This is a genomic window from Haemophilus sp. SZY H68 (assembly GCF_018829685.1).
Lineage (GTDB): Bacteria > Pseudomonadota > Gammaproteobacteria > Enterobacterales > Pasteurellaceae > Haemophilus > Haemophilus haemolyticus_K.
This window is the reverse complement of record NZ_JAHKKB010000001.1, coordinates 356956-382664: the sequence shown is the minus strand read 5'-3', so window position 1 is coordinate 382664 and position 25709 is coordinate 356956. Positions and strand designations below refer to the sequence as shown.

General features: G+C 37.6%; 22 protein-coding genes and 5 tRNA genes. 15 read left to right on the top strand and 12 right to left on the bottom strand.

From position 1 onward, the window contains the following. Positions 1-4: 4 nt before the first annotated feature. Positions 5-688 (bottom strand): DUF4198 domain-containing protein, encoded by a 684-nt coding sequence (locus tag KP712_RS01785; RefSeq protein ID WP_215770494.1) that lies wholly within the window; start codon positions 686-688, stop codon positions 5-7. A 95-nt stretch (positions 689-783) separates the two neighbouring features. Between KP712_RS01785 and KP712_RS01780 the strand changes: the two genes are divergently transcribed. After that, positions 784-1191 (top strand): Cd(II)/Pb(II)-responsive transcriptional regulator, encoded by a 408-nt coding sequence (locus tag KP712_RS01780; RefSeq protein WP_005633867.1) that lies wholly within the window; start codon positions 784-786, stop codon positions 1189-1191. A gap of 13 nt (positions 1192-1204) precedes the next feature. On the opposite strand, the gene KP712_RS01775 is transcribed toward KP712_RS01780, so the two are convergent. Together KP712_RS01775 and KP712_RS01770 are read right to left on the bottom strand one after the other, a co-directional pair. Next, entirely contained in the window at positions 1205-1747 is a 543-nt protein-coding gene (locus tag KP712_RS01775) for a tetratricopeptide repeat protein (RefSeq protein ID WP_065246691.1), read from the bottom strand. Beyond that, a complete protein-coding gene (locus KP712_RS01770) occupies positions 1748-2464 on the bottom strand; it encodes a YwiC-like family protein (RefSeq protein WP_065246692.1) in 717 nt (238 codons plus the stop codon). Between the two features lie 111 nt (positions 2465-2575). On the opposite strand from KP712_RS01770, the gene KP712_RS01765 reads away from it, so the two are divergent. Together KP712_RS01765 and KP712_RS01760 are read left to right on the top strand one after the other, a co-directional pair. Continuing rightward, a complete protein-coding gene (locus KP712_RS01765; protein WP_215770493.1) occupies positions 2576-2926 on the top strand; it encodes a RidA family protein in 351 nt (116 codons plus the stop codon). A gap of 29 nt (positions 2927-2955) precedes the next feature. Next, a complete protein-coding gene (locus tag KP712_RS01760; protein ID WP_215770492.1) occupies positions 2956-3360 on the top strand; it encodes a YhcB family protein in 405 nt (134 codons plus the stop codon). A gap of 134 nt (positions 3361-3494) precedes the next feature. On the opposite strand, the gene KP712_RS01755 is transcribed toward KP712_RS01760, so the two are convergent. Continuing rightward, positions 3495-3571, bottom strand: a tRNA-Val gene (locus KP712_RS01755). A 229-nt stretch (positions 3572-3800) separates the two neighbouring features. Here KP712_RS01755 and pyk point away from each other — a divergent pair. The 4 genes from pyk (at position 3801) to pgi (ending at position 9633) form a co-directional block, all read left to right on the top strand. After that, positions 3801-5237 (top strand): pyruvate kinase, encoded by a 1437-nt coding sequence (pyk, locus tag KP712_RS01750; RefSeq protein WP_111407289.1) that lies wholly within the window; start codon positions 3801-3803, stop codon positions 5235-5237. A 132-nt stretch (positions 5238-5369) separates the two neighbouring features. Continuing rightward, on the top strand, positions 5370-6785 hold the full coding sequence (locus KP712_RS01745; RefSeq protein WP_258038567.1) for a replicative DNA helicase: 1416 nt from the start codon (positions 5370-5372) through the stop codon (positions 6783-6785). A gap of 9 nt (positions 6786-6794) precedes the next feature. Then, a complete protein-coding gene (alr, locus tag KP712_RS01740) occupies positions 6795-7877 on the top strand; it encodes an alanine racemase (RefSeq protein WP_133498052.1) in 1083 nt (360 codons plus the stop codon). Positions 7878-7983: 106 nt separating this feature from the next. Next, on the top strand, positions 7984-9633 hold the full coding sequence (gene pgi, locus KP712_RS01735) for a glucose-6-phosphate isomerase (RefSeq protein ID WP_215770491.1): 1650 nt from the start codon (positions 7984-7986) through the stop codon (positions 9631-9633). 71 nt (positions 9634-9704) lie between these two features. On the opposite strand, the gene KP712_RS01730 is transcribed toward pgi, so the two are convergent. Further along, complete coding sequence (locus KP712_RS01730) at positions 9705-11552, bottom strand: adhesin (protein WP_111407286.1); 1848 nt, start codon at positions 11550-11552, stop codon at positions 9705-9707. Between the two features lie 310 nt (positions 11553-11862). Here KP712_RS01730 and fbp point away from each other — a divergent pair, with 310 nt between their 5' ends. Continuing rightward, the gene (gene fbp / locus KP712_RS01725; RefSeq protein ID WP_048954010.1) at positions 11863-12867 is read left to right on the top strand and encodes a class 1 fructose-bisphosphatase; all 1005 of its coding nucleotides are present in this window, start codon (positions 11863-11865) and stop codon (positions 12865-12867) included. Positions 12868-13082: 215 nt separating this feature from the next. Here fbp and KP712_RS01720 read toward each other — a convergent pair. The 4 genes from KP712_RS01720 to KP712_RS01705 all read right to left on the bottom strand — a co-directional run bounded on the left by KP712_RS01720 (position 13083) and on the right by KP712_RS01705 (position 13473). Then, positions 13083-13157: transfer RNA gene (locus KP712_RS01720), tRNA-Gln, on the bottom strand. Between the two features lie 46 nt (positions 13158-13203). Next, positions 13204-13278 (bottom strand) — tRNA-Gln (locus KP712_RS01715). 28 nt (positions 13279-13306) lie between these two features. Next, a tRNA-Leu gene (locus KP712_RS01710) sits at positions 13307-13391 on the bottom strand. A gap of 5 nt (positions 13392-13396) precedes the next feature. Next, a tRNA-Met gene (locus tag KP712_RS01705) sits at positions 13397-13473 on the bottom strand. A gap of 344 nt (positions 13474-13817) precedes the next feature. Here KP712_RS01705 and lysC point away from each other — a divergent pair. Together lysC and purA are read left to right on the top strand one after the other, a co-directional pair. Beyond that, a complete protein-coding gene (gene lysC, locus KP712_RS01700) occupies positions 13818-15170 on the top strand; it encodes a lysine-sensitive aspartokinase 3 (protein WP_111407285.1) in 1353 nt (450 codons plus the stop codon). 128 nt (positions 15171-15298) lie between these two features. After that, on the top strand, positions 15299-16597 hold the full coding sequence (purA, locus tag KP712_RS01695) for an adenylosuccinate synthase (protein ID WP_111407284.1): 1299 nt from the start codon (positions 15299-15301) through the stop codon (positions 16595-16597). A gap of 105 nt (positions 16598-16702) precedes the next feature. Here the strand turns inward: purA and KP712_RS01690 are convergent, their stop codons facing one another. The 3 genes from KP712_RS01690 to rsmI form a co-directional block, all read right to left on the bottom strand. Further along, positions 16703-17254, bottom strand: a complete 552-nt coding sequence (locus KP712_RS01690; RefSeq protein WP_111407283.1) for an NlpC/P60 family protein — start codon at positions 17252-17254, stop codon at positions 16703-16705. 121 nt (positions 17255-17375) lie between these two features. Next, a complete protein-coding gene (gene tldD / locus KP712_RS01685) occupies positions 17376-18824 on the bottom strand; it encodes a metalloprotease TldD (RefSeq protein WP_215770490.1) in 1449 nt (482 codons plus the stop codon). A gap of 102 nt (positions 18825-18926) precedes the next feature. Next, entirely contained in the window at positions 18927-19778 is an 852-nt protein-coding gene (rsmI, locus tag KP712_RS01680; protein ID WP_111407281.1) for a 16S rRNA (cytidine(1402)-2'-O)-methyltransferase, read from the bottom strand. 71 nt (positions 19779-19849) lie between these two features. Between rsmI and KP712_RS01675 the strand changes: the two genes are divergently transcribed. From KP712_RS01675 to nrdA, 5 genes are all read left to right on the top strand, one after another. Beyond that, the gene (locus KP712_RS01675) at positions 19850-21577 is read left to right on the top strand and encodes a penicillin-binding protein activator (RefSeq protein WP_111407280.1); all 1728 of its coding nucleotides are present in this window, start codon (positions 19850-19852) and stop codon (positions 21575-21577) included. Next, complete coding sequence (locus KP712_RS01670; protein WP_048954017.1) at positions 21577-21936, top strand: YraN family protein; 360 nt, start codon at positions 21577-21579, stop codon at positions 21934-21936. Before KP712_RS01675 ends, KP712_RS01670 begins: the two co-directional genes overlap by 1 nt. A 12-nt stretch (positions 21937-21948) precedes the next feature. Continuing rightward, entirely contained in the window at positions 21949-22533 is a 585-nt protein-coding gene (locus KP712_RS01665; RefSeq protein WP_111407279.1) for an SIS domain-containing protein, read from the top strand. A 56-nt stretch (positions 22534-22589) separates the two neighbouring features. Then, entirely contained in the window at positions 22590-23171 is a 582-nt protein-coding gene (gene dolP / locus KP712_RS01660) for a division/outer membrane stress-associated lipid-binding lipoprotein (protein ID WP_111407278.1), read from the top strand. Between the two features lie 244 nt (positions 23172-23415). Beyond that, positions 23416-25686: a class 1a ribonucleoside-diphosphate reductase subunit alpha gene (gene nrdA / locus KP712_RS01655; protein ID WP_111407277.1), complete on the top strand. Its 2271-nt coding sequence runs from the start codon at positions 23416-23418 to the stop codon at positions 25684-25686. Positions 25687-25709: the final 23 nt, after the last annotated feature.

Genomic DNA, 25709 nt, shown 5'->3' with positions numbered 1-25709 from the left:
CATATTATTGCGCATCAAAAGTTAACATATATTCTACAGAGCGACGATCGTAATCCGCATTATTAGTTACTTTTTCCTCAAACTCAGCCCATACTTTGTTGAAGCCTTTAACTGGCGTAAATTGAGCAACACCTTTTTCATTAGTTAAATTAAACGGTGCATCTTCACTCACGCCCACTTTAATGCCTTGAACTGGTTTACCATTATGTAAAACAAGGATAGAAAGTGGTTTGTTTGCTTGTGCTTTTTCTTGAGGAATCAATTCGTAAGCTTGTTGATGAGATTTGAAAGATTCAGCATCCCATTTCAAAATTGCTTTACCAAATTTAACAGGATTGGTACTAAATTCTGCTGTTGGTTCTTCACGTTTTGTTTTTTCAACGTATTTACCGCTTGGTAATTTTGACCATACACCATTATCGAAATGAACGAATACTAAATCTGATTTAGGCATAAGATAGGCTTCACCATTTCTGAATTGATAGTCAACTGCGGTTAATTTTCCTTGAGCATTTAAGGCTTGGATAGATTTAAGTTTAGATTCTGGATAGGTTTCAGTTTGTTCATGTCCAAATTTCACCACGTATTCACCTTGGGCTGAAGCAGGTTCAAGCCAAACATTGTGAGCGTTAGCAACAGACATACCTAAAAGTGCGGTTAATCCCACTGCGATTTTTTTTAATTCCATTTTGGATGCTCCTTGTTTGTTTTTGTTTAAGAAAATCTGAACGCATGATAAAATATAAAGTAACTTTAGAGTCAAGTCATTTTTTAAGGAAACTGATGAAAATTGGAGCACTTGCTAAAGCCTTAGGCTGTACCGTAGAAACCATCCGTTATTATGAACAACAAGGTTTAATCCCGCCCCCCAAACGCACTTCAGGCAATTTTCGGCAATATAATGAAGAACACTTGCAACGTTTATCATTTATTTGTAACTGCCGAAATTTAGATATTTCATTAAGTGAAATAAAAAGCCTACTGAATTTAGAAAATGCCTCCAAACAACAAGCCGAAGAAATAAATCGCGTGTTAGACAAACATATTAAAGAAGTGGCAACACGAATTCATGAACTCGCCCATTTACGGATGAAATTAATTGAATTACGTGAGAAAACAGTCTCGAATGATGAAGATCCAATGAAATTGCTATTGCAGCACAGTGGCGTGAAATTTGTGCGATTAAAATAACCGCACTTTTAGATTATGGCTGACTAGATAAACGCTGTTTTGCTTCCTTATTGCCTAATTCAGCGGCTTTCTTCAGCCATTCCAATGATTTTTCAGGTTGGTTTTGTGAGCGATAAATATTACTTAACATCATCATTCCATCCGTATCTTTAGCTCGAGCTGTACGTTCAAAAAGCTTAATGGCTTGCTCTGTATTTTGTTTGACGTAATCGCCACGTAGGTACATAACGCCAAGGTTATTTAGCCCTTTCACACTGCCCTTCTCTGCTGCTTCGCTAAACCACCAATAAGCCTTTTCGTAGTCTCTCACCGTGCCACGCCCAAGGTTATATAACATGCCTAGATTGCTTTGAGCGGTGATATTTCCTTCTAACGCCATCGGATACATAATATCGAAAACTGAGATCCATTGTTGTTTATTCGCAAACTCTTGTGCCAAATTCATTCTTGCTTGATCATCCATTTTCGAATTCGCTGTAATATCAACGGTTTTCATCGCCCAAATAGGCAAGCTACAAGAAAGTAATACTGTATGAAAAAATAACTTCAGTTTCATTTATAAGGTTGCTATTAAAAGTAAAATAAAAAATACAGCAGTAATCGCAAACTCGGTTAATCCAACTTGCATAACAGAAAGCTTTTTAGTGGGAAGATAAACCGCTCGCACTAATCCGGGAACAAAAGCTAATGCTAAAATAAATTGTTGCGAAACCACAAAAATCAGCACACATAATAAGTGAAAAATCACTGACGCCCAAAAATAACGTGGATTTTTTCGCTCACGCATCATCGATTTCACATAAAGTGTTGTTCCAATAAAAAATAATGTTGGATAAATCGCCACCCAAAGTATTTTTTCATCAAAAGTGCGGTCAGAAAAATAATAAGATCCCATTCCTGCTAGGGCAAAAATTAAGATCCCAGCTAAGTCATTCCATAAGTTACGCTCATCTTTTTTCTTGGTGAAATAAATGTTCACCGCGACAAACGGCAGCATGGCAAACATAAAATACAGCACTTGCCAATTATAAATTAACGCCGGAATCGCAAAAATCACGGAGGCAGCAAAATAAATCACAGACCATTTTTTGTATAACTCAAGATTTTTACCTTTAAACAAATTCAAAAAAGGATACGTCATCAAATAAAGTGAAAACCATGCTAGTAACAAAAATACGTGCGCCCATACAGGATTAGCAAGTAGCATGCCGTAAATAAAAGGCACCAATGCCATAACAATAGCACCATGCTGATTAGAGATAAGCAGTTTCATAATGATTAAATAATTGAGAATAATTATCGGGTATTCTAGCCTAGTAAAGAGGATTTTACAAAGTGGTAAACGCTATTTAGAATAGAAGAAAATACCCCAAAGGAGAACACTATGACAATTCAACGCATTTTACCCAGCGCACGTTTAAGTGAAGTTTCAATTCATAACAACCTCGCCTATTTTGCAGGGCAAGTTCCTGAATTAACCATCGAGCAAAATGCTTATGAACAAACCAAAGAAGTATTAGGTTTAATTGATAAATTGTTAGCAGAAATTGGCTCCAATAAAAGCAATATTTTAACCGCGCAAATTTTCTTGGCAGACATTCAAGATTATGCACAATTAAATCAAGCTTGGGATGAATGGGTCGATCATGTTAGCCCACCTAGTCGAGCAACAGTCGAAGCTAAATTAGCGGATCCTCGTTGGAAAGTTGAAATTGTTATCATTGCAACCTGCTAGTTTTTAAGCCAAATAAACAGGAGAATATTATGGAAAATTGGACAAATGAAATTTGGGTAGCGATTGGTATCGCTTTTATTGTTGGATTATTTATTGGTTACATTATTGTGCGTTTAACCAAAGGTTCCGTAAAACATCAAGCTAAAACAGAAGCTGAATTAAAAACAGTCAAAAACCAACTTGATACACAAAAAGCGCAAATCGAAAAACATTTCGCAGAAAGTGCTGAGTTATTCAAAACCTTAATTAACGATTATCAAAAACTTTATCGCCACTACGCAACCTCCTCCAATAATTTACTGGGCGAAAAAGATCAAAAAGGTTTATTCACCCAACAGTTGATTACTGCAACAGATAAATCTCAAAATGAACAGCCAAGAGATTATTCTGAGGGCGCATCAGGCTTATTTAAAGAAAATAAAGAAGAAAATTAAAAAGTGCGGCTAAAAATGGAAATGTTTTTAGCCGTTTTGATATAGGAACAATTTATTGTTCTCTTATACCACTCATAAAACCTAGATAAAACAAAACCCCGCGATTAGTTTCGCGGGGTTATGAAAAGGTTAGATGGTGCGACTAGCTGGACTCGAACCAGTGACCCCCACCATGTCAAGGTGGTGCTCTAACCAACTGAGCTATAGTCGCACTGCATAAAGTGCTAGGAATTATAAATATTTTTAATCTGAAAACAAGTATTTTTCTTAAAACCCGAGATAACTGGCAAAAAAGTAAACAGTATTGCCTTAAATAACTGGGCCGTTTTTGATTTCCCCAATTTTTAAGCGTATAATGCGCACCGATTTTTCATCTGGCTAATATATAGCCAAGTAAAAATAGTATTTTTAAAATTTTGTAATTATTGACGGAGTAAATAATGTCTAGAAGACTAAGAAGAACGAAGATTGTATGTACTATGGGCCCATCAACTGACCGTGATAACAATCTTGAAAAAATTATCGCAGCGGGCGCAAACGTAGTTCGTATGAACTTCTCTCACGGTACACCTGATGACCATATTGAACGTGCTGAACGTGTACGTTCTATTGCGAAAAAATTAGGTAAAACTGTGGCAATCTTAGGTGATTTACAAGGTCCTAAAATTCGTGTTTCTACCTTTAAAGATGGTAAAATTTTCTTAAACATTGGTGACAAATTCATTCTTGATGCAGAGTTACCAAAAGGTGAAGGCACACAAGAATCTGTTGGTCTAGACTATAAAACCCTTCCGCAAGATGTTGTTCCTGGCGACATTCTTTTATTAGATGATGGCCGTGTTCAATTAAAAGTATTATCAACTGATGGGGCGAAAGTTTTTACTGAAGTTACTGTTGGTGGTCCATTATCAAATAATAAAGGTATCAACAAATTAGGCGGCGGTTTATCTGCAGATGCCTTAACAGAAAAAGATAAAGCAGACATTATCACCGCTGCACGTATTGGCGTTGATTTCTTAGCTGTTTCTTTCCCTCGTTCAAGCGCTGACCTAAATTATGCGCGTGAACTTGCCCAACAAGCTGGTTTAAATGCAAAAATCGTTGCTAAAGTTGAACGTGCAGAAACAGTGGCTACTGATGAAGCGATGGACGATATTATTTTAGCATCTGATGTTATCATGGTTGCTCGTGGTGACTTAGGTGTAGAAATCGGTGATCCTGAATTAGTCGGCGTACAGAAAAAATTAATCCGTCGTTCACGTCAATTAAATCGTGCGGTAATTACAGCGACTCAAATGATGGAATCAATGATTAGCAACCCAATGCCAACTCGTGCTGAAGTGATGGATGTTGCAAACGCAGTATTAGATGGTACTGATGCGGTTATGCTTTCTGCAGAAACAGCAGCTGGTCAATATCCCTCTGAAACAGTAACCGCAATGGCTGGCGTATGTTTAGGTGCAGAAAAAATGCCAAGCATTAACGTTTCTCGTCACCGTATGGATAAAGAGTTTGAAACCATTGAAGAATCTGTTGCAATGTCTGCAATGTATGCAGCAAACCACATGAAAGGTGTTGCAGCAATTGTCACTTTAACTAGCACAGGCCGTACTCCATTATTAATGTCACGCATTAGCTCTGGCTTACCGATCTTTGCTTTATCTCGTAATCAAGAAACTTTAAACCTTTGTGCACTGTACCGTGGCGTAACTCCAGTTTACCATGGTGAAGATAGCCGCACAGAAACCAGTGCAAAAGTAGCACTTCAATCATTAAAAGAAAAAGGTTACTTATCTACTGGTGATTTAGTGCTTGTTACTCACGGTGGTCAAGGTGCGACACAAACCAATGTATGTCGTACATTAATTGTTGAATAATCAACAATCTAGATACGTTAAAATGAAAGAGCGGTGGATTTTTCCACCGTTTTTTATTTCCTTTTTCTGCCGCACTTTTCACTTAAATCCAATAGATATTTGCGGTATCATAGGTGATATTCTAGTATCGAAATAAGTCCTATGGCATCACAACCTCAAATCAAATCTTCTGACAAAAAAACGGCACAAATAAGTATTCCACCACACTCACTTGAGGCTGAACAAGCCGTGTTGGGTGGCATCATGCTGAGCAATCAACATTGGGATGGTATTGCTGAACGTGTGATTGCCGACGATTTTTATACTTTTCAGCATCGTCTAATTTTTACAGAAATGGAACATCTCATGCGTAATCAATCACCTATTGATTTAATTACGCTAGATCAAGCCTTAAGAAGCCGTGGCGTAAGCGATGAAGTGGGTGGATTTGCCTATCTAGCAGAGCTTTCCAATAATACGCCGAATGCGATTAATATCTTGGCTTATGCGGATATTGTGAGAGAAAAAGCCATATTACGAGAACTTATTTCGGTAGGAAATCGTATTGCTGAAAATAGTTATTCACCCAAAGGGCAAGACATCAAGTTAATTCTTGATGAGGCTGAGCGTGAAGTGTTTGCGATTGCAGAAAAGCGGACGACTTCTAGCGAAGGCCCACAAAATGTGATCAATGTGCTGGAAAGTACTATTGAAAAAATCGATATTTTGAGCAAACTTGAAAATCATTCTGGCGTAACGGGCATTACGACCGGTTTCACTGATCTTGATAAAAAAACGGCAGGTTTACAGCCTTCTGACTTAATTATCGTTGCGGCACGTCCGTCAATGGGTAAAACCACTTTCGCCATGAACCTTTGCGAAAATGCCGCAATGGCAAGTGAAAAACCCGTTTTAGTATTTAGTTTAGAAATGCCAGCAGAACAAATTATGATGCGTATGATCGCATCGCTTGCTCGTGTTGATCAAACTAAAATTCGAACAGGTCAAAATTTAGATGAAATCGAGTGGAACAAAATTGCCAGCGTAGTTGGGATGTTCAAGCAAAAAAATAATCTTTATATCGATGACTCTTCAGGCCTAACGCCTACTGATGTTCGTTCCCGTGCACGCCGAGTTTATCGTGAAAATGGTGGATTAAGTATGATTATGGTGGATTATTTGCAATTAATGCGCGCACCAGCATTTTCAGATAACCGAACACTAGAAATAGCGGAAATTTCTCGTTCCCTCAAAGCGCTCGCTAAAGAATTACAAGTGCCTGTGGTCGCCCTTTCTCAGTTAAATCGTACTTTAGAACAACGTGCAGACAAACGCCCTGTAAACTCAGATTTACGTGAATCAGGCTCCATTGAACAAGATGCAGACTTGATTATGTTTATTTACCGAGATGAAGTCTATAACGATAACTCGGAAGATAAAGGGATTGCAGAAATTATTATCGGTAAACAGCGTAACGGCCCGATTGGTCGAGTGCGATTAAAATTTAATGGACAATTCTCACGCTTCGACAATCTCGCCGAACAACGTGAATATCATGATGATTATTAAGGAATAACAATGAATGTAAAACCGGCGACAGCGAAAATTAGCTCGCACGCCTTAAAACAGAATTTAGAAATCATTAAACAAAAAGCACCAAATAGCAAAATTATTGCTGTGGTTAAAGCAAACGCCTATGGTCACGGTGTTGTGTTTGTTGCATCAACTTTAGAACAAAATGTAGATTGCTTTGGCGTGGCTCGTTTAGAAGAGGCTTTGGCATTACGTTCAAATGGTATTACTAAACCAATTTTATTGCTTGAAGGCTTTTTTAATGAACAAGATTTGCCCGTCTTAGCGGTCAATAATATCGAAACTATCATACATAATCGTGAACAATTGGAAGCACTAAAACGTGCGAATTTACCAAGCCCAATTAAAGTTTGGTTAAAAATAGACACAGGCATGCATCGTTTAGGTGTTGCATTAGATGAAGTCGATTTTTTCTATAATGAACTTAAAAAACTTCCATATATTCAACCGCACTTGGGCTTTGTCAGCCATTTCAGCCGCGCTGATGAATTAGAATCAGATTACACCCGACTTCAAATAAATCGTTTTTTATCCGCTACAAAAGATAAACAAGGTGAACGTACTATTGCAGCGTCAGGCGGCATTCTTTTCTGGCCTGAATCTCATCTGGAATGTATCCGCCCTGGCATTATTATGTATGGAATTTCACCAACTGATACCGTCGGTGCTGAGTTTGGTTTAACACCAGTGATGAATTTAACTTCATCATTGATTGCTGTTCGCAACCATAAACAAGGTGAACCAGTTGGATACGGTGGCATTTGGACTAGTTCACATGATACAAAAATCGGCGTTGTGGCTATTGGTTATGGCGATGGATATCCTCGAGATGTTCCTGAAGGCACGCCTGTTTATTTGAATGGTCGTATCGTGCCAATCGTTGGAAGGGTTTCAATGGATATGTTAACCGTTGATTTAGGACCTGATAGCCAAGATCAAGTAGGTGATGAAGTCATTCTATGGGGTAAGGAATTACCTATTGAAACCGTAGCTAAATTCACAGGAATTTTAAGCTATGAGCTAATTACAAAATTAACACCGCGTGTTATAACTGAATATGTTGATTAATCTGTTAATCACTGCATTTTCTGAAAAGAGGGATTCAGTCCCTCTCTAATAGAAATTCTAGAAAGTGCGGTTAAAATTTTGATTATTTTTAATGAAAGGAAATACCATGAAAAACATTAACCCGACTCACACCCATGCGTGGAAATCTCTCGAAACACATAAAGCTGAATTGTCAAACATCACCATCCAAGATTTATTTAAACAAGAAAAAAATCGTTTTGACGATTATTCTTTAACATTCAATAGCCAAATTCTTGTAGATTTTTCCAAAAACAACATCAATCAAACTACCCTTTCACATCTTCGCCAACTTGCTCAAGAATGCTCTCTTGATAGCGCAAAAGAAGCCATGTTTACTGGTGAAAAAATCAATCGTACTGAAAATCGGGCTGTACTACATACCGCACTTCGCAATCGCGCTAATACTCCAGTGCTTGTTGATGGTAAAGATGTTATGCCTGAAGTCAATGCAGTGTTAGCTAAAATGAAAGATTTCTGTCAGCGTATTATTTCTGGCGAATGGAAAGGCTATACAGGCAAAGCGATTACTGATGTAGTGAATATTGGTATTGGTGGCTCTGACTTAGGCCCTTATATGGTAACCGAAGCGCTTCGCCCATATAAAAATCACCTAAATATGCACTTTGTTTCAAATGTCGATGGCACACACATTGCAGAGACCTTTAAAAAAGTCAATCCAGAAACAACGCTTTTCTTAGTGGCATCGAAAACTTTTACCACTCAAGAAACCATGACAAATGCGCAAAGTGCACGTGATTGGTTACTGAAAGCAGCGAAAGATGAAAGTGCGGTTGCAAAACATTTTGCAGCATTATCAACCAATGCTAAAGATGTAGAAAAATTTGGTATTGATACCAATAACATGTTTGAATTTTGGGATTGGGTTGGCGGTCGTTACTCTTTATGGTCAGCTATTGGTCTTTCAATTGCACTATCAATTGGCTTTGAAAACTTTGAAGAGTTATTGAATGGCGCGCATGAAATGGATAAACATTTCCGCTCTACTCCAATTGAAAAAAATATTCCAACCACTTTAGCATTAGTTGGATTATGGAATACTAATTTCCTTGGTGCACAAACAGAAGCGATCTTACCTTATGATCAATATTTACATCGCTTTGCTGCCTACTTCCAACAAGGTAATATGGAATCAAATGGTAAATATGTGGATCGTGATGGCAATGTCATTAATTATTACCAAACTGGCCCGATTATTTGGGGAGAACCAGGTACAAACGGACAACATGCGTTCTATCAATTAATTCACCAAGGCACCACTTTAATTCCTTGTGATTTTATTGCGCCAGCCCAAAGCCATAACCCATTGGCAGATCATCATAATAAATTGCTTTCTAACTTCTTCGCACAAACAGAAGCATTAGCGTTCGGAAAAACAAAAGAGGAAGTCGAGGCTGAATTTGTAAAAGCAGGTAAATCTTTAGATGATGTAAAAAATATTGTTCCATTTAAAGTATTTACGGGTAATAAGCCAACTAATTCAATTCTTGTTCAAAAAATCACGCCATTTACCTTGGGGGCATTAATTGCTATGTATGAACATAAAATCTTCGTACAAGGTGTGATTTTTAATATCTTTAGCTTCGATCAATGGGGTGTAGAACTAGGCAAACAACTTGCAAACAGAATTCTTCCTGAATTAACAGATTCTGAAAAAGTATCAAGTCATGACAGTTCAACCAATGGGTTAATTAATCAATTTAAATCATGGCGTTAGTTTTTAATATATAAATAATCTGCACTCTAATTACTGATAGATAATCAGATTTTTAAAGTGCAGATTAATAATTACAATTTTAATTCATTTACTCTCTCTAATAGTACTCTCCCCAGAGGACTTGGATCGCCTATAAAAAGTGTATTCAATCTATTATTTTCGATAATGTGTTGACGTAATTTAAGTCGTTCTCTATGATTTTCTGCAAGACTAACAGCACAATCAATGTATTCATCTATAGTTTTAGCTATAAGCCATTCAGGTAAACCTAAACGTTTAAATAAACCTTCATCAATATGCTCATGTACTTCTATACCAGTTTTACAAACGCCTACTAAGCCCAAAGTAACCATATCAATGATGCCATTGGTATTGCCAAATGGAAATGGATTTAACATCATATCGCATTGACCTAAAATATTGAGATATTGATGATAAGGCGCATGAGCATAAGCTGTTGCGCTATCCCCTAAATAGCTCTCAATAAACCACTTAACATAGGGATGGGTGATACCTAAAGATTGACCTAAAGCAAAGTGAAAATGTATTTTTACTTTAGCTCTATCCCGAATCTCTCGTAGAGTCTCAAGAAATTTAGGGTTCATTTTCATTGTCGTTGCAGCAATACCAATATTGACAATCTCTGGATCTTCTCTAAGTAAATAGTCTACTTTTTCTGGCGCTAATGCTGATGGTACATAAGGTAATGAATCTTTTGGTAAACGTATTAAGGTTTCACTAAAACAATCTTCCGAGCCCACATAATCATCCTCTACAACTACATATTCAATAAAATCAGAATATGTAGTTGCAGGATGCCCTAGCGCAATCGCTTGAATTGGAGCAAGACGCGTATTACTTGCAAAAATGGTGATTAAATCCATCCCAATACTTGGCATATAAAATACTGCCGCACCATATTCTTCACATGTTCTACGAATAAACTCAAGATTCTTTAGAATACTATTCCCTTCAAGTTGAAAAAACTCATCAAATACATCACGCCCAGCTTTATCAACCTCTTTTCTCCCGATGCCAATTAAATAAAATCGTTCACGAGCGGCAATCATTGAAGTTGAATGAGTACGATAAATTGAATGAGCTGAATTAAAATGCTCTAGTAATACAATCATTACTGGCTTATCATTATAACGCCCCAAAGAAATTATCTTACGATCTTCCCACCCCAGAGCTAATAAATGCCCCCGAATTACTTTATTTAAAGCTCGCTTTACATAGTGTTTATTACTTGCAAAATCATAACTACAATGCATATAAACATCATGAGAAATACCTGAAGGTAATTCATCTAAATTCTCAAACTCTGCTAATTTTTCAGGAAACCACTGTAAAATAGCAGCTCTCTTATTAAATGCCGTACTTGTTCCAATAAAACGAGGTGATTGCAATGCAAAACAAAGTGAAGCACAAAGCGCTTTGTTAATTTCCCAGAGTGCATTTAAATCTACATTAATATTTGATTCTGGCAAATATAAAATACAGAATTTTGCGAATGACGAAAAATCAGTCTTTAAACACATATCACCTTTAGGATCAGGATTAATATTATAAGTTCTTAAAATATGATCTGCATTAACATAAGGGGAGGTTGAAAAAATCATTGTCAACCAACGTTGTAAAGTAATAAAACGCAGTGCTCCACTTTCTGAAATATGTAAATCAGGATCTATAAATAAATTAGTTACTGCATTTGCAACGCGTGTACAAAAATACGTCAAATGTTTTTCCGATAAATCAGAAAGCTGTTTTGGATAATCGAATTGTATTCCTTCAATTCCACCAAAATTACAATCAAGTTTAGTTAAAATTTTTATAAGTTCTAAACAAGCTAGTTCATAATTTTTAGCTGAGATTTCTTGTTCTAAACGATTAACACTAGGTAGAATTTCTTCTGACATATATATCCTTCTTACATTAATCAATATTATGTTCTCGTTATATTTTTACCATTCTATTGAAATCTTAAGATGAAATAAATAAAAATTCATAGACTATAAAAATACAGTACCCATTATAGTAATAAATTTTATTATTGAAAAATTGACTAATTGTAGATTAAATATATCTATAATGATTGATTGACCATTATAGCCTGTTTGATTAAATGTTACTAATATGTGATCTTGATCACATTTTTACACTCTTTCATTAGCATTATTTTCACTAGTTTTCTATAATTAAGTCATAATTAAAGACTAAAGGAAAATTATGAAAACATTAAGTGAATTTATTGTAGAACGGCAAGCTGAATACCCTAATGCAAAAGGGGAGTTAAGTGGAATTTTATCGTCAATACGATTACTTGCTAAAATTATCCATCGTGATATCAATAAAGCGGGCCTAACTAATATCCTTGGACAATCAGGTATAGAAAATGTGCAAGGTGAAAGCCAAATGAAGCTAGATTTATTTGCACACAATACAATGAGAGCAGCCTTAATGGCACGAGAAGAAGTCGCGGGATTTGCATCAGAGGAAGAAGAAAGCTTTATCGCTTTCGATACAGAACGTGGTCGCAATGCAAAATATATTATATTAACAGATCCTCTTGATGGTTCATCTAATATTGATGTAAATGTATCTGTCGGAACAATTTTCTCTATTTATCGTAGAGTTTCACCAATTGGTACACCAGTAACATTAGAAGATTTCTTGCAACCTGGAAATAAACAAGTTGCTGCTGGTTATATTGTTTATGGTTCATCAACAATGTTAGTATATACCACTGGTAACGGAGTTAACGGCTTTACCTATGATCCATCAATCGGCACATTTTGTCTTTCTCACGAAAATATGCAAATGCCAAAAGATGGACGTATTTATTCTATTAATGAGGGACAATATTTAAAATTTCCTCAAGGTGTAAAAAAATATATCAAATATTGTCAAGAAGAAGACAGAACCACTAACCGTCCTTATGCATCTCGCTACATTGGATCGCTTGTTGCTGATTTCCATCGCAACTTACTTAAAGGTGGAATTTATATTTACCCAAGTGCAACTAATTACCCGAATGGTAAGTTACGCCTACTTTATGAAGGTAATCCTATAGCCTTCTTAGCCGAACAAGCAGGAGGAATTGCGAGTGATGGTTATCGTAGAATTTTAGATATAAAACCAACTGCACTTCATGAACGAATCCCATTATTTGTCGGTTCAGAGAAAATGGTGAAAAAAGCGCAAGAAATGATGGAAGAATTTAAAGAAAATTAAGAGATCTTTCATCAAATCCTTTTTATTTCTTAATCTTAATATAAATGGGGGGAGGACATCCTCCCATATTATTTTCAACATCAGATGAGCTTGAATACAACTGATCTAGATAACAATATAATCTATTTTATAACTATCTTACTTACTAAATTTCTAAAAATAAATTATTTGTTTAGCTTAGTAAACAATATCAAATAGTAATAATACAGGAAATATGGCTGGGGTACTAGGATTCGAACCTAGGGATGCCGAGATCAAAACCCGGTGCCTTACCGCTTGGCGATACCCCAACAGAGAAATCGTTGATTAGATATAAAGAAGATTTATTTGATAGCATGGCTGGGGTACTAGGATTCGAACCTAGGGATGCCGAGATCAAAACCCGGTGCCTTACCGCTTGGCGATACCCCAACTACTATTTGACTTACAAAGCGATAAATGGTGCGGGACGAGGGACTTGAACCCACACACCTCTCGGCGCCAGAACCTAAATCTGGTGCGTCTACCAATTTCGCCAGTCCCGCAAATCTGGTGGCTACAGCGAGATTCGAACTTGCGACCCCAACATTATGAGTGTTGTGCTCTAACCAACTGAGCTATGTAGCCATTACCTTAATTTGCCTAACCATATCGGCTTTGCGGGGCGTATTATGCTGATTTTAAGAGACCTCGTCAAATACTTTTTTGAAAAAATTTGTGTTTATATGTTTATTTGATTATTAAAAAAACACTTTACTTGTTTTTTACACGTTTGCAGTTTGCATTGTAAGCATTCCTATTCTGTGTCTCCAATTTTTTATTTTTCACATTCATATATAAATTTTATTTATATTATGATTAAAAAAATGGCATTTTTTCATTTGTCAATAAAATCTATTTGACAAAAAATGCCTAAATCGTTATTTCTATACCAACTATTCTAAAAAATCACAACATCTCAGGAGCATCTTATGTCCCATCTCTCAGTCGCCAAATTTGGCGGAACATCTGTAGCCAACCACGCCGCAATGACAGCTTGCGCCAAAATTGTCATCACTGATCCAAATACACGCGTAGTCGTGCTTTCTGCATCAGCTGGCATGACGAATTTATTAGTCGCTTTAGCAAATGGTGTAGAAGCGACAGAACGTGAAAAATTAATTGGTGAAATCCGTCAAATTCAAGAGAATATTTTGAATGAATTAAAAGACGACAGCCGAGTTCGTCCGATTATTGAAAAATATCTTGAAAATATTACCGCACTTTCCGAAGCAGCTAGCCTTGCAACCTCTCCCGCATTAACTGATGAACTCATCAGTCACGGAGAAATGATGTCAACTCAAATCTTTATTGAGATTTTACGTGAACAAAACGCATCGGGCACTTGGGTTGATGTCCGTACGATTGTTGCAACCAATAACCATTTTGGTAAAGCTGCACCAAATGATGAACAAACTCAATCAAACAGTGATAGCATTTTAAAACCATTAATAGACCGCGGCGAATTAGTCATCACCCAAGGTTTTATCGGACGTGAACCAAGCGGTAAAACAACCACATTAGGCCGTGGCGGTAGCGACTACTCTGCTGCCTTGTTAGCCGAAGTATTAAATGCAAAAGACGTTTTAATTTGGACTGATGTTGCTGGTATTTACACAACCGATCCACGCATTGTTCCAGCTGCACAACGTATCGACACAATGAGCTTTGCTGAAGCAGCTGAAATGGCAACCTTTGGCGCAAAAGTGCTACATCCAGCCACATTACTCCCTGCAGTACGCAGCAATATCCCCGTTTATGTAGGTTCAAGCAAAGCCCCTGAAGCGGGCGGAACTTGGGTCACTCGCGATCCTCAACCACGTCCAACTTTCCGTGCAATTGCGCTACGCCGAGATCAAACCTTACTTACGCTTTCCAGCTTAAGTATGCTGCATGCACAAGGTTTCTTAGCGAATGTATTTAACATTTTGGCTAAACACAAAATTTCTGTGGATACTATCACCACATCAGAAGTGAGCGTTGCATTGACATTGGATAAAACAGGCTCCGCATCTTCAGGGGCAGAATTACTTTCAACCGAATTGTTAGATGAACTTCGTCAATATTGTTCAGTGAAAGTCGATACTGGATTATCATTAGTTGCATTAATCGGCAATAATTTACATACTGCAACAGGTGTAGCAAAAGGAATTTTTGATACTCTTGAGCCTTATAATGTAAGAATGATTAGCTATGGTGCAAGCACCAACAATATTTGTATGCTCGTGCAAAGTGAACATGCTGACGAAGTCGTTCGTTCATTACACAAATCCTTATTTGAATAAAGTCTAACCCCAAAGTGCGGTGAAAAATCACCGCACTTTTTCTTTTATATAATTGAGATTAAAGCCGAAAAAGAGTAAAGTAAACGGCTGTTCATTTGACTAATTTAACCGAATAAAAGGCGGAAATTATGGGAAAAAGTGTTGTTATCTTAGGCGCTCAATGGGGCGATGAAGGTAAAGGGAAAATCGTCGATCTTCTAACGGATCGCGTAAAATACGTAGTTCGTTACCAAGGCGGTCACAACGCAGGCCATACACTTATCATCAATGGAGAGAAAACAGTATTACGTTTAATTCCATCTGGTATGTTACATCCAAACGTAACTTGCTTAATTGGTAATGGCGTTGTGGTTTCACCTGAAGCATTAATGAAAGAAATGGGCGAACTTGAAAGCCGTGGTATTAAAGTTCGTGAACGTTTGTTAATTTCTGAAGCTTGTCCTTTAATCTTACCTTATCATGTGGCTATGGATCACGCCCGTGAAGCAGCACTCGGCAAAAAAGCTATCGGTACGACTGGTCGTGGTATTGGACCTGCTTATGAAGATAAAGTGGCTCGTCGTGGCTTACGCGTAGGCGATTTATTTGATAAAGAAGCCTTTGCCGAAAAACTCAAAAATATCCTTGAATACTATAATTTCCAATTGGTGAACTACTACAAGGTTGAACCTGTCAATTATCAAAAAACCTTAGATGATGTAATGGCAATTGCCGATGTAATCACTGGTATGGTGGCAGACATCACTACAATTCTTGATACAGCACGCAAAAATGGTGAGCACATTTTATTTGAAGGTGCGCAAGGTACCATGTTGGATATCGACCATGGTACTTATCCGTATGTAACCAGCTCAAACACAACGGCTGGTGGTGTTGCAACAGGCTCTGGTTTTGGCCCGCGTAACTTAGACTATGTACTTGGAATCATCAAAGCTTACTGTACTCGTGTAGGTGGCGGCCCATTCACAACAGAATTATTTGATGATGTGGGTGCTGAAATTGCGCGTAAAGGTAACGAATTTGGTGCGGTAACAGGCCGTCCACGTCGTTGTGGTTGGTTCGATGCCGTCGCCATTCGCCGAGCAATCCAACTTAACTCTATTTCTGGCTTCTGCATGACCAAACTGGACGTATTAGATGGTTTTGATGAAGTAAAAATCTGTGTTGCATACAAAATGCCAAATGGTGAAATCGTTGAATATGCACCATTAGCAGCGAAAGATTGGGAAGGTGTAGAACCAATTTATGAAACATTACCTGGTTGGAAAGAAAATACTTTCCGCGTCACAGATGTAAATAAATTACCACAAAACTGTATTAATTATATTAAACGTATTGAAGAAGTAACTGGGGTACCAATTGATATTCTTTCAACAGGTCCTGATCGTGTAGAAACCATGATTTTACGTGATCCATTTGCAAAATAATGAAAATGGCGAATGTAAATACTTTATTTACATTCGCCTTTATTATTTTATTAAATATAAATACTCTTATGTAAAAAATGAACTAAATATTCATTTCTTTCTATACTACATAATACGACGAGATTGTGTATAAACTCTCGCCCAATAATCTTCATCAAGAGAACTAATAGTCACTCCCTGGCTTGTACTTGCATGCATAAATTGGTTGTTACCAATATAAACACCGACATGGTTATTTTTACGGAAGAATACTAAATCGCCTTTTTTCAACTCTGATTTACTAATTTGTTTACCCAAATAACGTTGTTCAGCCGTAGAACGAGGCAACTCAATGCCAAATGCTTCAGAAAAAGTCGTTTGCATAAATGCAGAACAATCAATACCACGTTTAGTTGTACCGCCCATACGATAAGCGGTTCCCACCCATTCATCATACACACCAGCTAAAGCCTTATCACCCATCAATGCAGATGAACGGTTTGTTCTCACTTTATGGAAAATCCCTGAACGATTACCTTTTTCTAAATTACTAATCAAACCCGTTAATTGAGCATCATCACTTTCTGAAATAACCTGATGATTTGCCGTTCGTGGACCATTAGAACAAGCGGTTGCGAGCGTCGCTAAACCGATAATAACTAAAATTCTTTTTAACATAATTTAAAATAATTAAAAGATATAAAATAAATTTCTGCCCGAGACTATCAAAATTTGAATAAGATTGCCAGTAAAAATCCAATTTTAATGGGATTTTTGTGATCTTTTGCACAATTTTGGTTTAATTTGTACCACCAACAGTAATTTCATCAATTTTTAGTGCGGGCTGTCCAACGCCGACTGGCACACTTTGCCCCTCTTTGCCACAAACCCCGATACCTAAATCAAGTTCTGATTTATCTGCAACCATAGAAATTTTTTGCATCACTTCAATGCCGCTACCGATTAAAGTTGCGCCCTTCACAGGTTTCGTGATTTTTCCTTTTTCAATTAAATAAGCTTCTGAAGTAGAAAATACAAATTTACCAGACGTAATATCCACTTGCCCACCACCAAAGTGCGGTGCATAAATGCCCTGTTCTACAGAAGCAATCAAATCATCAAACTGACTTTGTCCAGCAAGCATATAGGTGTTAGTCATTCTAGGCATTGGTAAATGGGCATAAGACTCACGTCGTCCATTCCCTGTTGGTGCGACGCCCATCAAACGAGCATTCATTTTATCTTGCATATAACCTTGTAAAATGCCATCTTTGATGAGTACATTGCATTGGCTTGGCACACCTTCATCATCAATAGTTAATGAACCTCGACGATTTTCAATCGTGCCATCATCCACAATCGTACATAACGCTGAAGTCACTTGTTCACCAATCTTGCCTGTGAAAAGTGAACTTTCTTTACGGTTAAAATCCCCTTCTAAACCATGCCCTACCGCCTCGTGTAACAATACGCCTGGCCAACCAGCACCTAATACAACAGGCATTAATCCAGCTGGGGCTGCAACTGCGCTAAGATTTACTAAAGCTTGACGAACCGCTTCTTTAGCAAATTGTACTGCTCTAATATCGCCATCAATCACTTCAAAGAACCAATCTAAACCGAAACGCCCACCAGAACCACAACTGCCTCGTTCACGTTTGCCATTTTCCTCTACTAGCACAGAAATAGATAAGCGAACTAAAGGACGAATATCTGCAGCTAGCGTACCATCCATCGCCATGACTAATACTTCTTCATAAACGGAACTAAGACTTGCTGATACGCGAGTTACGCGATGATCTTCTGCGCGCGCTGTACGATCAACCAAATGTAATAGCTCAATTTTTTTCTCTTTAGTCAAACTTTCCAAAGGATTAATCGCTGCATAACGAGCAATAGGATTTACAACATTAAAAGCGGATGGCAAAATCAAATTTCCCTGTTTTACTTGCGCAATTCCCTTTACCGCCTCCGCACATTGCTGCAAAGAGGCAAGATTAATTTGATCGGCATAAGCAAAGCCTGTTTTCTCACCAGAAACTGCCCGCACGCCAACACCACGATCAATATGAAAACCACCTTCTTTTATAATGCCATCTTCCAATACCCAACTTTCATCTTGGCTAAGTTGAAAATACAAATCAGCATAGTCAATATTGCGATGCGACATCATGTCGAAAATATTGAGCAATGCTTTAGTTGAAAGATTACTTGGTGTCAGTAATGTATTTGAAACTTGGTTTAACATATTTTTTCCAGCCTAAAAGTAAATATCTTATAAAAGTTCACATCCATTTAGTGCAATAGCATAGATTAAAATCGGATGAATAAAGTGCGGTTGATTTTGAGGTTATTTTTCCAAATGCACTAATCCAAATTGATACAAAGCATTCTTCTTATAACCATACAACTCAGCAACAATAGCAGCCGCTTTTTTTAGCGGTAATTCCTCTGCAATTAATTCAAGCGCCTTCACCGCTTGTGGGGAGATTTCATCGTTATTGTCAGACTTTGGTTTGCCTTCAACAATCAAAACGATCTCGCCTTTTGTACGGTTTGGATCGTCTAAAAGCCATTCGCGTAAATTTTTAATCGTATTACCCGTAATCGTTTCCCAAGTTTTAGTAATTTCACGGGCTAACACAATATATCGTTCTTCCCCTAACACCGATTGCATATCTTCTAGCGTATCTAAAATACGGTGAGTGGATTCATAAAAAATTAAAGTGCGGTCTTCTTCTGCGATATTTTCTAATTTATCTTTGCGGGCTTTACTTTTCGCAGGTAAAAAACCTTCAAAACAAAATCTATCAGAAGCAATCCCCGATGCGCAAAGTGCGGTAATTGCCGCACAGGCTCCCGGCAAAGGAACAACACGAATGCCAGCTTCACGGCATTGGCGTACCAAATGAAAACCAGGATCACTAATTAATGGCGTCCCAGCATCAGAAATCAAAGCAATATGGCTACCTTGCTTGAGTTTTTCCACCAAAATATGGGCTTTTTCTTGTTCATTGTGATCATGCAAAGCAAAAAAGGGCTTTTTGATACCGTAATGGCTTAATAAAAGGCCACTATGACGGGTATCTTCTGCTGCAATTAAATCCACTTGCGCAAAAGTATCTAAAGCACGCTGGGTAATATCCTGTAAATTGCCAATCGGTGTGGCAACAATGTATAAAATTCCGGTTAAATCAGTCATTTTTGTTTGCTTTTAAGTTATGAGATAAGTAAGATCTGCCACAACTATTGTCTGTTCATAATGGAGCGAGAATGTCTATTCTATTACAAGGCGGACGTTTTAAAAAACGTTTAATGCCAATTTTATTGTCAATGGCCTTAGCTGGCTGTTCAAATTTACTTGGCAGCAGTTTTACGCAAACTTTACAACAAGATGCGAATGCAAGTTCTGAATTTTATATGAATAAATTAGGACAAGCACAAGAACTTGAAGATCAACAAACCTATAAATTGCTCGCAGCTCGCGTATTAATCAGTGAAAATAAAGTTGAACAATCTGAAGCTTTATTAAGTGAGTTAGGTGAATTAAATGATGCGCAAAAATTAGATCGTGCATTAATTGAAGCGAGAATTTCTGCTGCAAAAAATGCCAATGAAGTGGCTCAAAATCAATTACGTGCATTGGATTTAAATAAATTAAGCCCATCACAAAAATCTCGTTATTACGAGACCTTAGCGGTTGTTGCTGAAAACCAAAAAGATACCATTGAGGCCGTAAAAGCGCGGGTAAAAATTGATGAGAATTTAACGGATGTACAACGTCGTCAAGATAATGTTGATAAAACTTGGGCATTATTACGTTCAGCAAATACTGGCGTAATCAATAATGCTTCAGATGAAGGCAACGCAGCTTTAGGTGGTTGGTTAACCTTAATCAAAACCTACAATGATTATATTCGTCAACCCGTTCAATTAAGCCAAGCATTACAAAGTTGGAAAAATGCTTATCCAAATCATGCAGCCGCAACGTTGTTCCCAAAAGAATTGCTTACATTGCTGAATTTCCAACAAACGAATGTGTCGCAAATTGGTTTATTATTGCCATTAAGTGGTGACGGACAAATTCTTGGTACCACCATTCAATCGGGTTTCAACGATGCAAAAGGTAACTCAACCATTCCCGTGCAAGTATTTGATACCTCAATGAATTCTGTACAAGATATCATTGCACAAGCAAAACAAGCGGGGATTAAAACGTTAGTTGGTCCCTTACTAAAACAAAATCTTGATGCGATTTTAGCGGATCCAGCACAAATTCAAGGTATGGATGTGCTTGCATTAAACGCTACACCAAATTCTCGTGCAATTGCTCAACTTTGCTATTATGGACTTTCACCAGAAGATGAAGCTGAGTCAGCCGCCAATAAAATGTGGAATGATGGAATTCGTAGTCCACTCGTCGCTATGCCACAAAATGATTTAGGGCAACGCGTAGGTAATGCCTTTAACGTACGTTGGCAACAACTTGCTGGCGTCGATGCGAATGTTCGTTATTATAATCTACCTGCTGATATCACCTACTTTTTACAACAAAATGGTGAAAATACAACCGCACTTTATGTGGTCGCCAATCCAGATGAACTGGTCGAAATGAAAGGCTATTTAACGAATAGTGCACCAAATTTACGTATTTATGCGAGCTCACGCTCAAGCTCCAATACCACAAGCAGCAATCCTGAGTTTGTCGCTCAAATGAATGGTGTTCAATTTAGTGATATTCCATTTTTTAAAGAAACCAATTCACCACAATATCAAAAACTCGCTAAAACAACTGGCGGTGAATATCAATTAATGCGTTTATATGCAATGGGTGCAGATGCTTGGTTACTCATCAACCAATTTAATGAATTGCGCCAAGTACCAGGATATCGCTTAAGTGGTTTAACTGGTGTTTTAAGTGCAGGTACAAATTGTAATGTTGAACGTGATATGACTTGGTATCAATATCAAAATGGTGCAATTGTACCGGTCGCAAACTAATGTTTTCTTTAAAACGTCAACAAGGGGCGAGCTTTGAGCATCAAGCTCGCCTTTTTTTAGAATCAAAAGGCTTAAAATTTATTGCGGCTAATCAAAATTTCAAATGTGGTGAACTTGATCTTATTATGAATGACAAAGGAACCATCGTTTTTGTTGAAGTTCGCCAGCGTTCTAATCATGCCTTTGGCTCGGCAATAGAAAGCGTAGATTGGCAAAAACAACAAAAATGGTTAGATGCGGCAAATTTATGGCTAATGAAACAAAACATGAGTTTAGAAGACGCCGATTGTCGTTTTGATTTAATCGCCTTTGGCAAAACGCCCCAAGATATTCAATGGATTCCTAATTTTCTCGATTAATGGCTTTTTATAATGTTACAAAAAGTAAAAGATATTTATAGCGAAAGTATTCAAATTCAAATTGCTGCGTCTAGTATGCTTTCAGAAAATATTGCTAACGCTACCCAAATGGTGATGCAATGTTTGCTAGGTGGAAATAAAGTGATCGCTTGTGGTGTGTCGCGCTCTTATGCCAATGCGCAATTTCTCGTATCTAACTTACTTAATCGATACGATTTAGCAAGACCAAGTTTTCCCTCTGTGCTCTTAAGTTTAGAAAGTGCGGTGGGTTCTTCTCTTGTTTTTGAACACTCGCCTGAGGAATTATATTGTCATCAATTTAATGCCATTGCCAAACCAGGTGACTTACTTATTGCTTTTGCACCTTTGGGAACAGAGAAAATTGTACTAAACACTATTTCTCATGCAGTAAATAAAGAAATTAATGTCATTGCACTCACTGGCTCTAATAACGATGCAATTCAAGGAATTTTAGCTGATAGTGATTTAGAAATATCGATTCCGGCGACAAAAGAAAGTCGAGTCCTAGAAAACCATCTTTTTGTTATCAATGCCCTTTGTGAATTAGTCGACCATACGTTATTCCCAAGTGCTTGACAGCACAATAAATCAATTTCAAACTAGCAGTAATTTAATCTCAAAAGGAGTTAATTATGACATTATCCCCGTTAAAAAAACTGGCTATCGTGCTTAGCACAACATTCTTTTTACAAGGCTGTATCGTTGCCGCTCTAGGTGGTGGCGCAGCAGCAGCTAAAGTCGGTACCGATCCTCGAACAGCTGGCACACAAGTTGATGACGAAACACTCGAATTCAAAGTCGAAAATGCTGTTGAAAAAGATGCTCAAATCAAAACTGAAGGTCGTATAAATGCAGTGTCTTACAATGGTCGAGTACTTTTAATCGGTCAAGTTCCTAATAGTGGTGTAAAAGACACTGCCGCAGATCTTGCAAAAGGCGTTGAAGGTGTCAATGACATTTATAACGAGCTGACTGTTGGTCCAAAAATCTCTTTTGCACAAATCAGCAAAGACAGTTGGATTACCACTCAAGTTAAATCAAAAATGTTAGTCGATGGTCGAGTTAAAGCAACCGATGTTAAAGTTATTAGCGAAAATGGAGAAGTTTTCCTACTCGGTACAGTGACTCACGCTCAAGCTGATGCCGCTGCAGATATTGCGAGCAAAATCAGTGGCGTGAAAAAAGTAATTAAAGTTTTCAAATATCTCAACTAATCTTCAAAGTGCGGTAAAAATTCAACGAATTTCAACCGCACTTTTCTCATTTTTACAAGTAAAAAAATTTGATTTTTTTGCTCTTTCGAAAAAACCATTTATTTTAAATAAGTTACCTATTGTCAATAATTCAAGCAAAAAATTTATTGCTTGATCTCAAGCAAAAAACACATTACCTTGTGCATAATTTTATTACAAACACTATATCTTGTGTTTAACATCGCATAATAACAAGGGTCGTACAATGAATAAAAGCTTAATGGTAACCAAGCGTGATGGCACGCAGGAACAGATCAATCTTGATAAAATCCACCGTGTTATTACATGGGCAGCAGAAGGTCTAGACAATGTGTCTGTTTCCCAAGTTGAGCTTCGCTCACACATTCAATTTTATGAAGGCATTCGCACTTCAGACATTCACGAAACCATTATTAAAGCAGCTGCAGATTTAATCAGCAAAGATACGCCTGATTATCAATTTTTAGCTGCTCGCTTAGCGATTTTCCATTTACGTAAAAAAGCCTACGGTCATTTCGATCCCCCTCGTTTATACGATCACGTCAAAAAATTAGTACGCATGGGCAAATATGATCACGCCTTATTGGATGATTATACTCGTGAAGAGTGGGACACAATGGACGGATTCATCGACCATTGGCGTGATATGACATTCTCTTATGCTGCCGTAAAACAATTAGAAGGTAAGTATTTAGTTCAAAACCGTGTGACGGGAGAAATCTACGAATCAGCACAATTCCTCTATTTACTGGTTGCCGCTAGTTTATTCTCTAAATATCCAAAAGAAACGCGTTTGGATTATGTAAAACGTTTCTACGATGCAACATCTACCTTCAAAATTTCCTTACCAACGCCCATTATGGCGGGCGTGCGTACACCAACTCGTCAGTTCAGCTCTTGCGTATTAATTGAATGTGATGACAGCTTAGATTCAATTAATGCAACAGCATCTGCTATTGTGAAATATGTTTCACAACGTGCGGGGATTGGTATTAATGCAGGTGCAATTCGTGCATTAGGCAGTGAGATTCGTGGTGGTGAAGCATTCCATACGGGTTGTATTCCATTCTATAAATATTTCCAAACTGCAGTGAAATCTTGCTCACAGGGTGGCGTTCGTGGCGGTGCTGCGACACTTTATTACCCAATTTGGCACTTAGAAGCAGAAAGCTTACTTGTGTTAAAAAATAACCGTGGTGTAGAAGACAACCGTGTTCGTCATATGGATTATGGCGTCCAATTAAACAAATTAATGTATCAACGCTTAATTAAAGGCGGCGAGATTACTTTATTTAGTCCATCAGATGTACCTGGACTTTATAAAGCATTCTTTGCGGATCAAGACAAATTTGAAGAACTGTACGTAAAATACGAACAAGATCCAACTATCCGCAAACGCTCTGTCAAAGCTGTTGAGATTTTCTCTTTATTAATGCAAGAACGTGCATCAACAGGCCGTATCTACATTCAAAACGTAGACCACTGTAATACTCACTCTCCGTTTGATCCACAAGTGGCACCGGTTCGCCAATCTAACTTATGTTTAGAAATCGCGTTACCTACGAAGCCGCTTGAACACATTAATGATGAAAATGGAGAAATCGCACTTTGTACCCTTTCCGCATTTAACTTAGGTAAGATTGAAAACTTAGATGAATTAGAAGAACTTGCCGATCTTGCGGTTCGTTCGCTTGATGCATTATTAGATTATCAAGATTACCCTGTTGTGGCGGCAAAACGTAGTTCACTTGCTCGTCGTGCATTAGGTATCGGTGTCATTAACTATGCTTATTATCTTGCGAAAAATGGTGTTCGTTATTCTGATGGTTCAGCTAATGATTTAACTCACCGCACTTTTGAAGCCATTCAATATTATTTATTGAAAGCCTCTATGAACTTAGCAAAAGAGCAAGGTGCTTGCGAATACTTCAATGAAACCACTTATGCAAAAGGCATTTTACCTATCGATACCTATAAAAAAGATTTAGATGCCTTAACACAAGAGCCATTACATTATGATTGGGAAAGCTTGCGTAAAGATATTCAAGAATTTGGCTTACGTAACTCAACATTAACCGCCTTAATGCCATCAGAAACCTCATCGCAAATTTCTAATGCGACTAATGGTATTGAACCACCGCGTGGTCATGTAAGTATTAAAGCGTCAAAAGATGGCATCCTAAAACAAGTTGTACCTGAATACGAAAACTTAAGCGACAACTACGAATTACTTTGGGATATTCCAAGTAATGATGGCTACTTACATTTAGTCGGTATTATGCAAAAATTCGTAGACCAAGCGATCTCTGCCAATACCAACTACGATCCAAAACGTTTTGAAGACGGTAAAGTACCAATGAAGGTGTTGTTAAAAGACTTATTAACCGCTTACAAATACGGCTTAAAAACCCTTTACTACCAAAACACTCGCGACGGTGCTGAAGATGCTCAAGAAGATCTTGATGAGGGCTGTGCTGGTGGGGCTTGTAAAATCTAACTATTTACTTTCAAATTATAAGC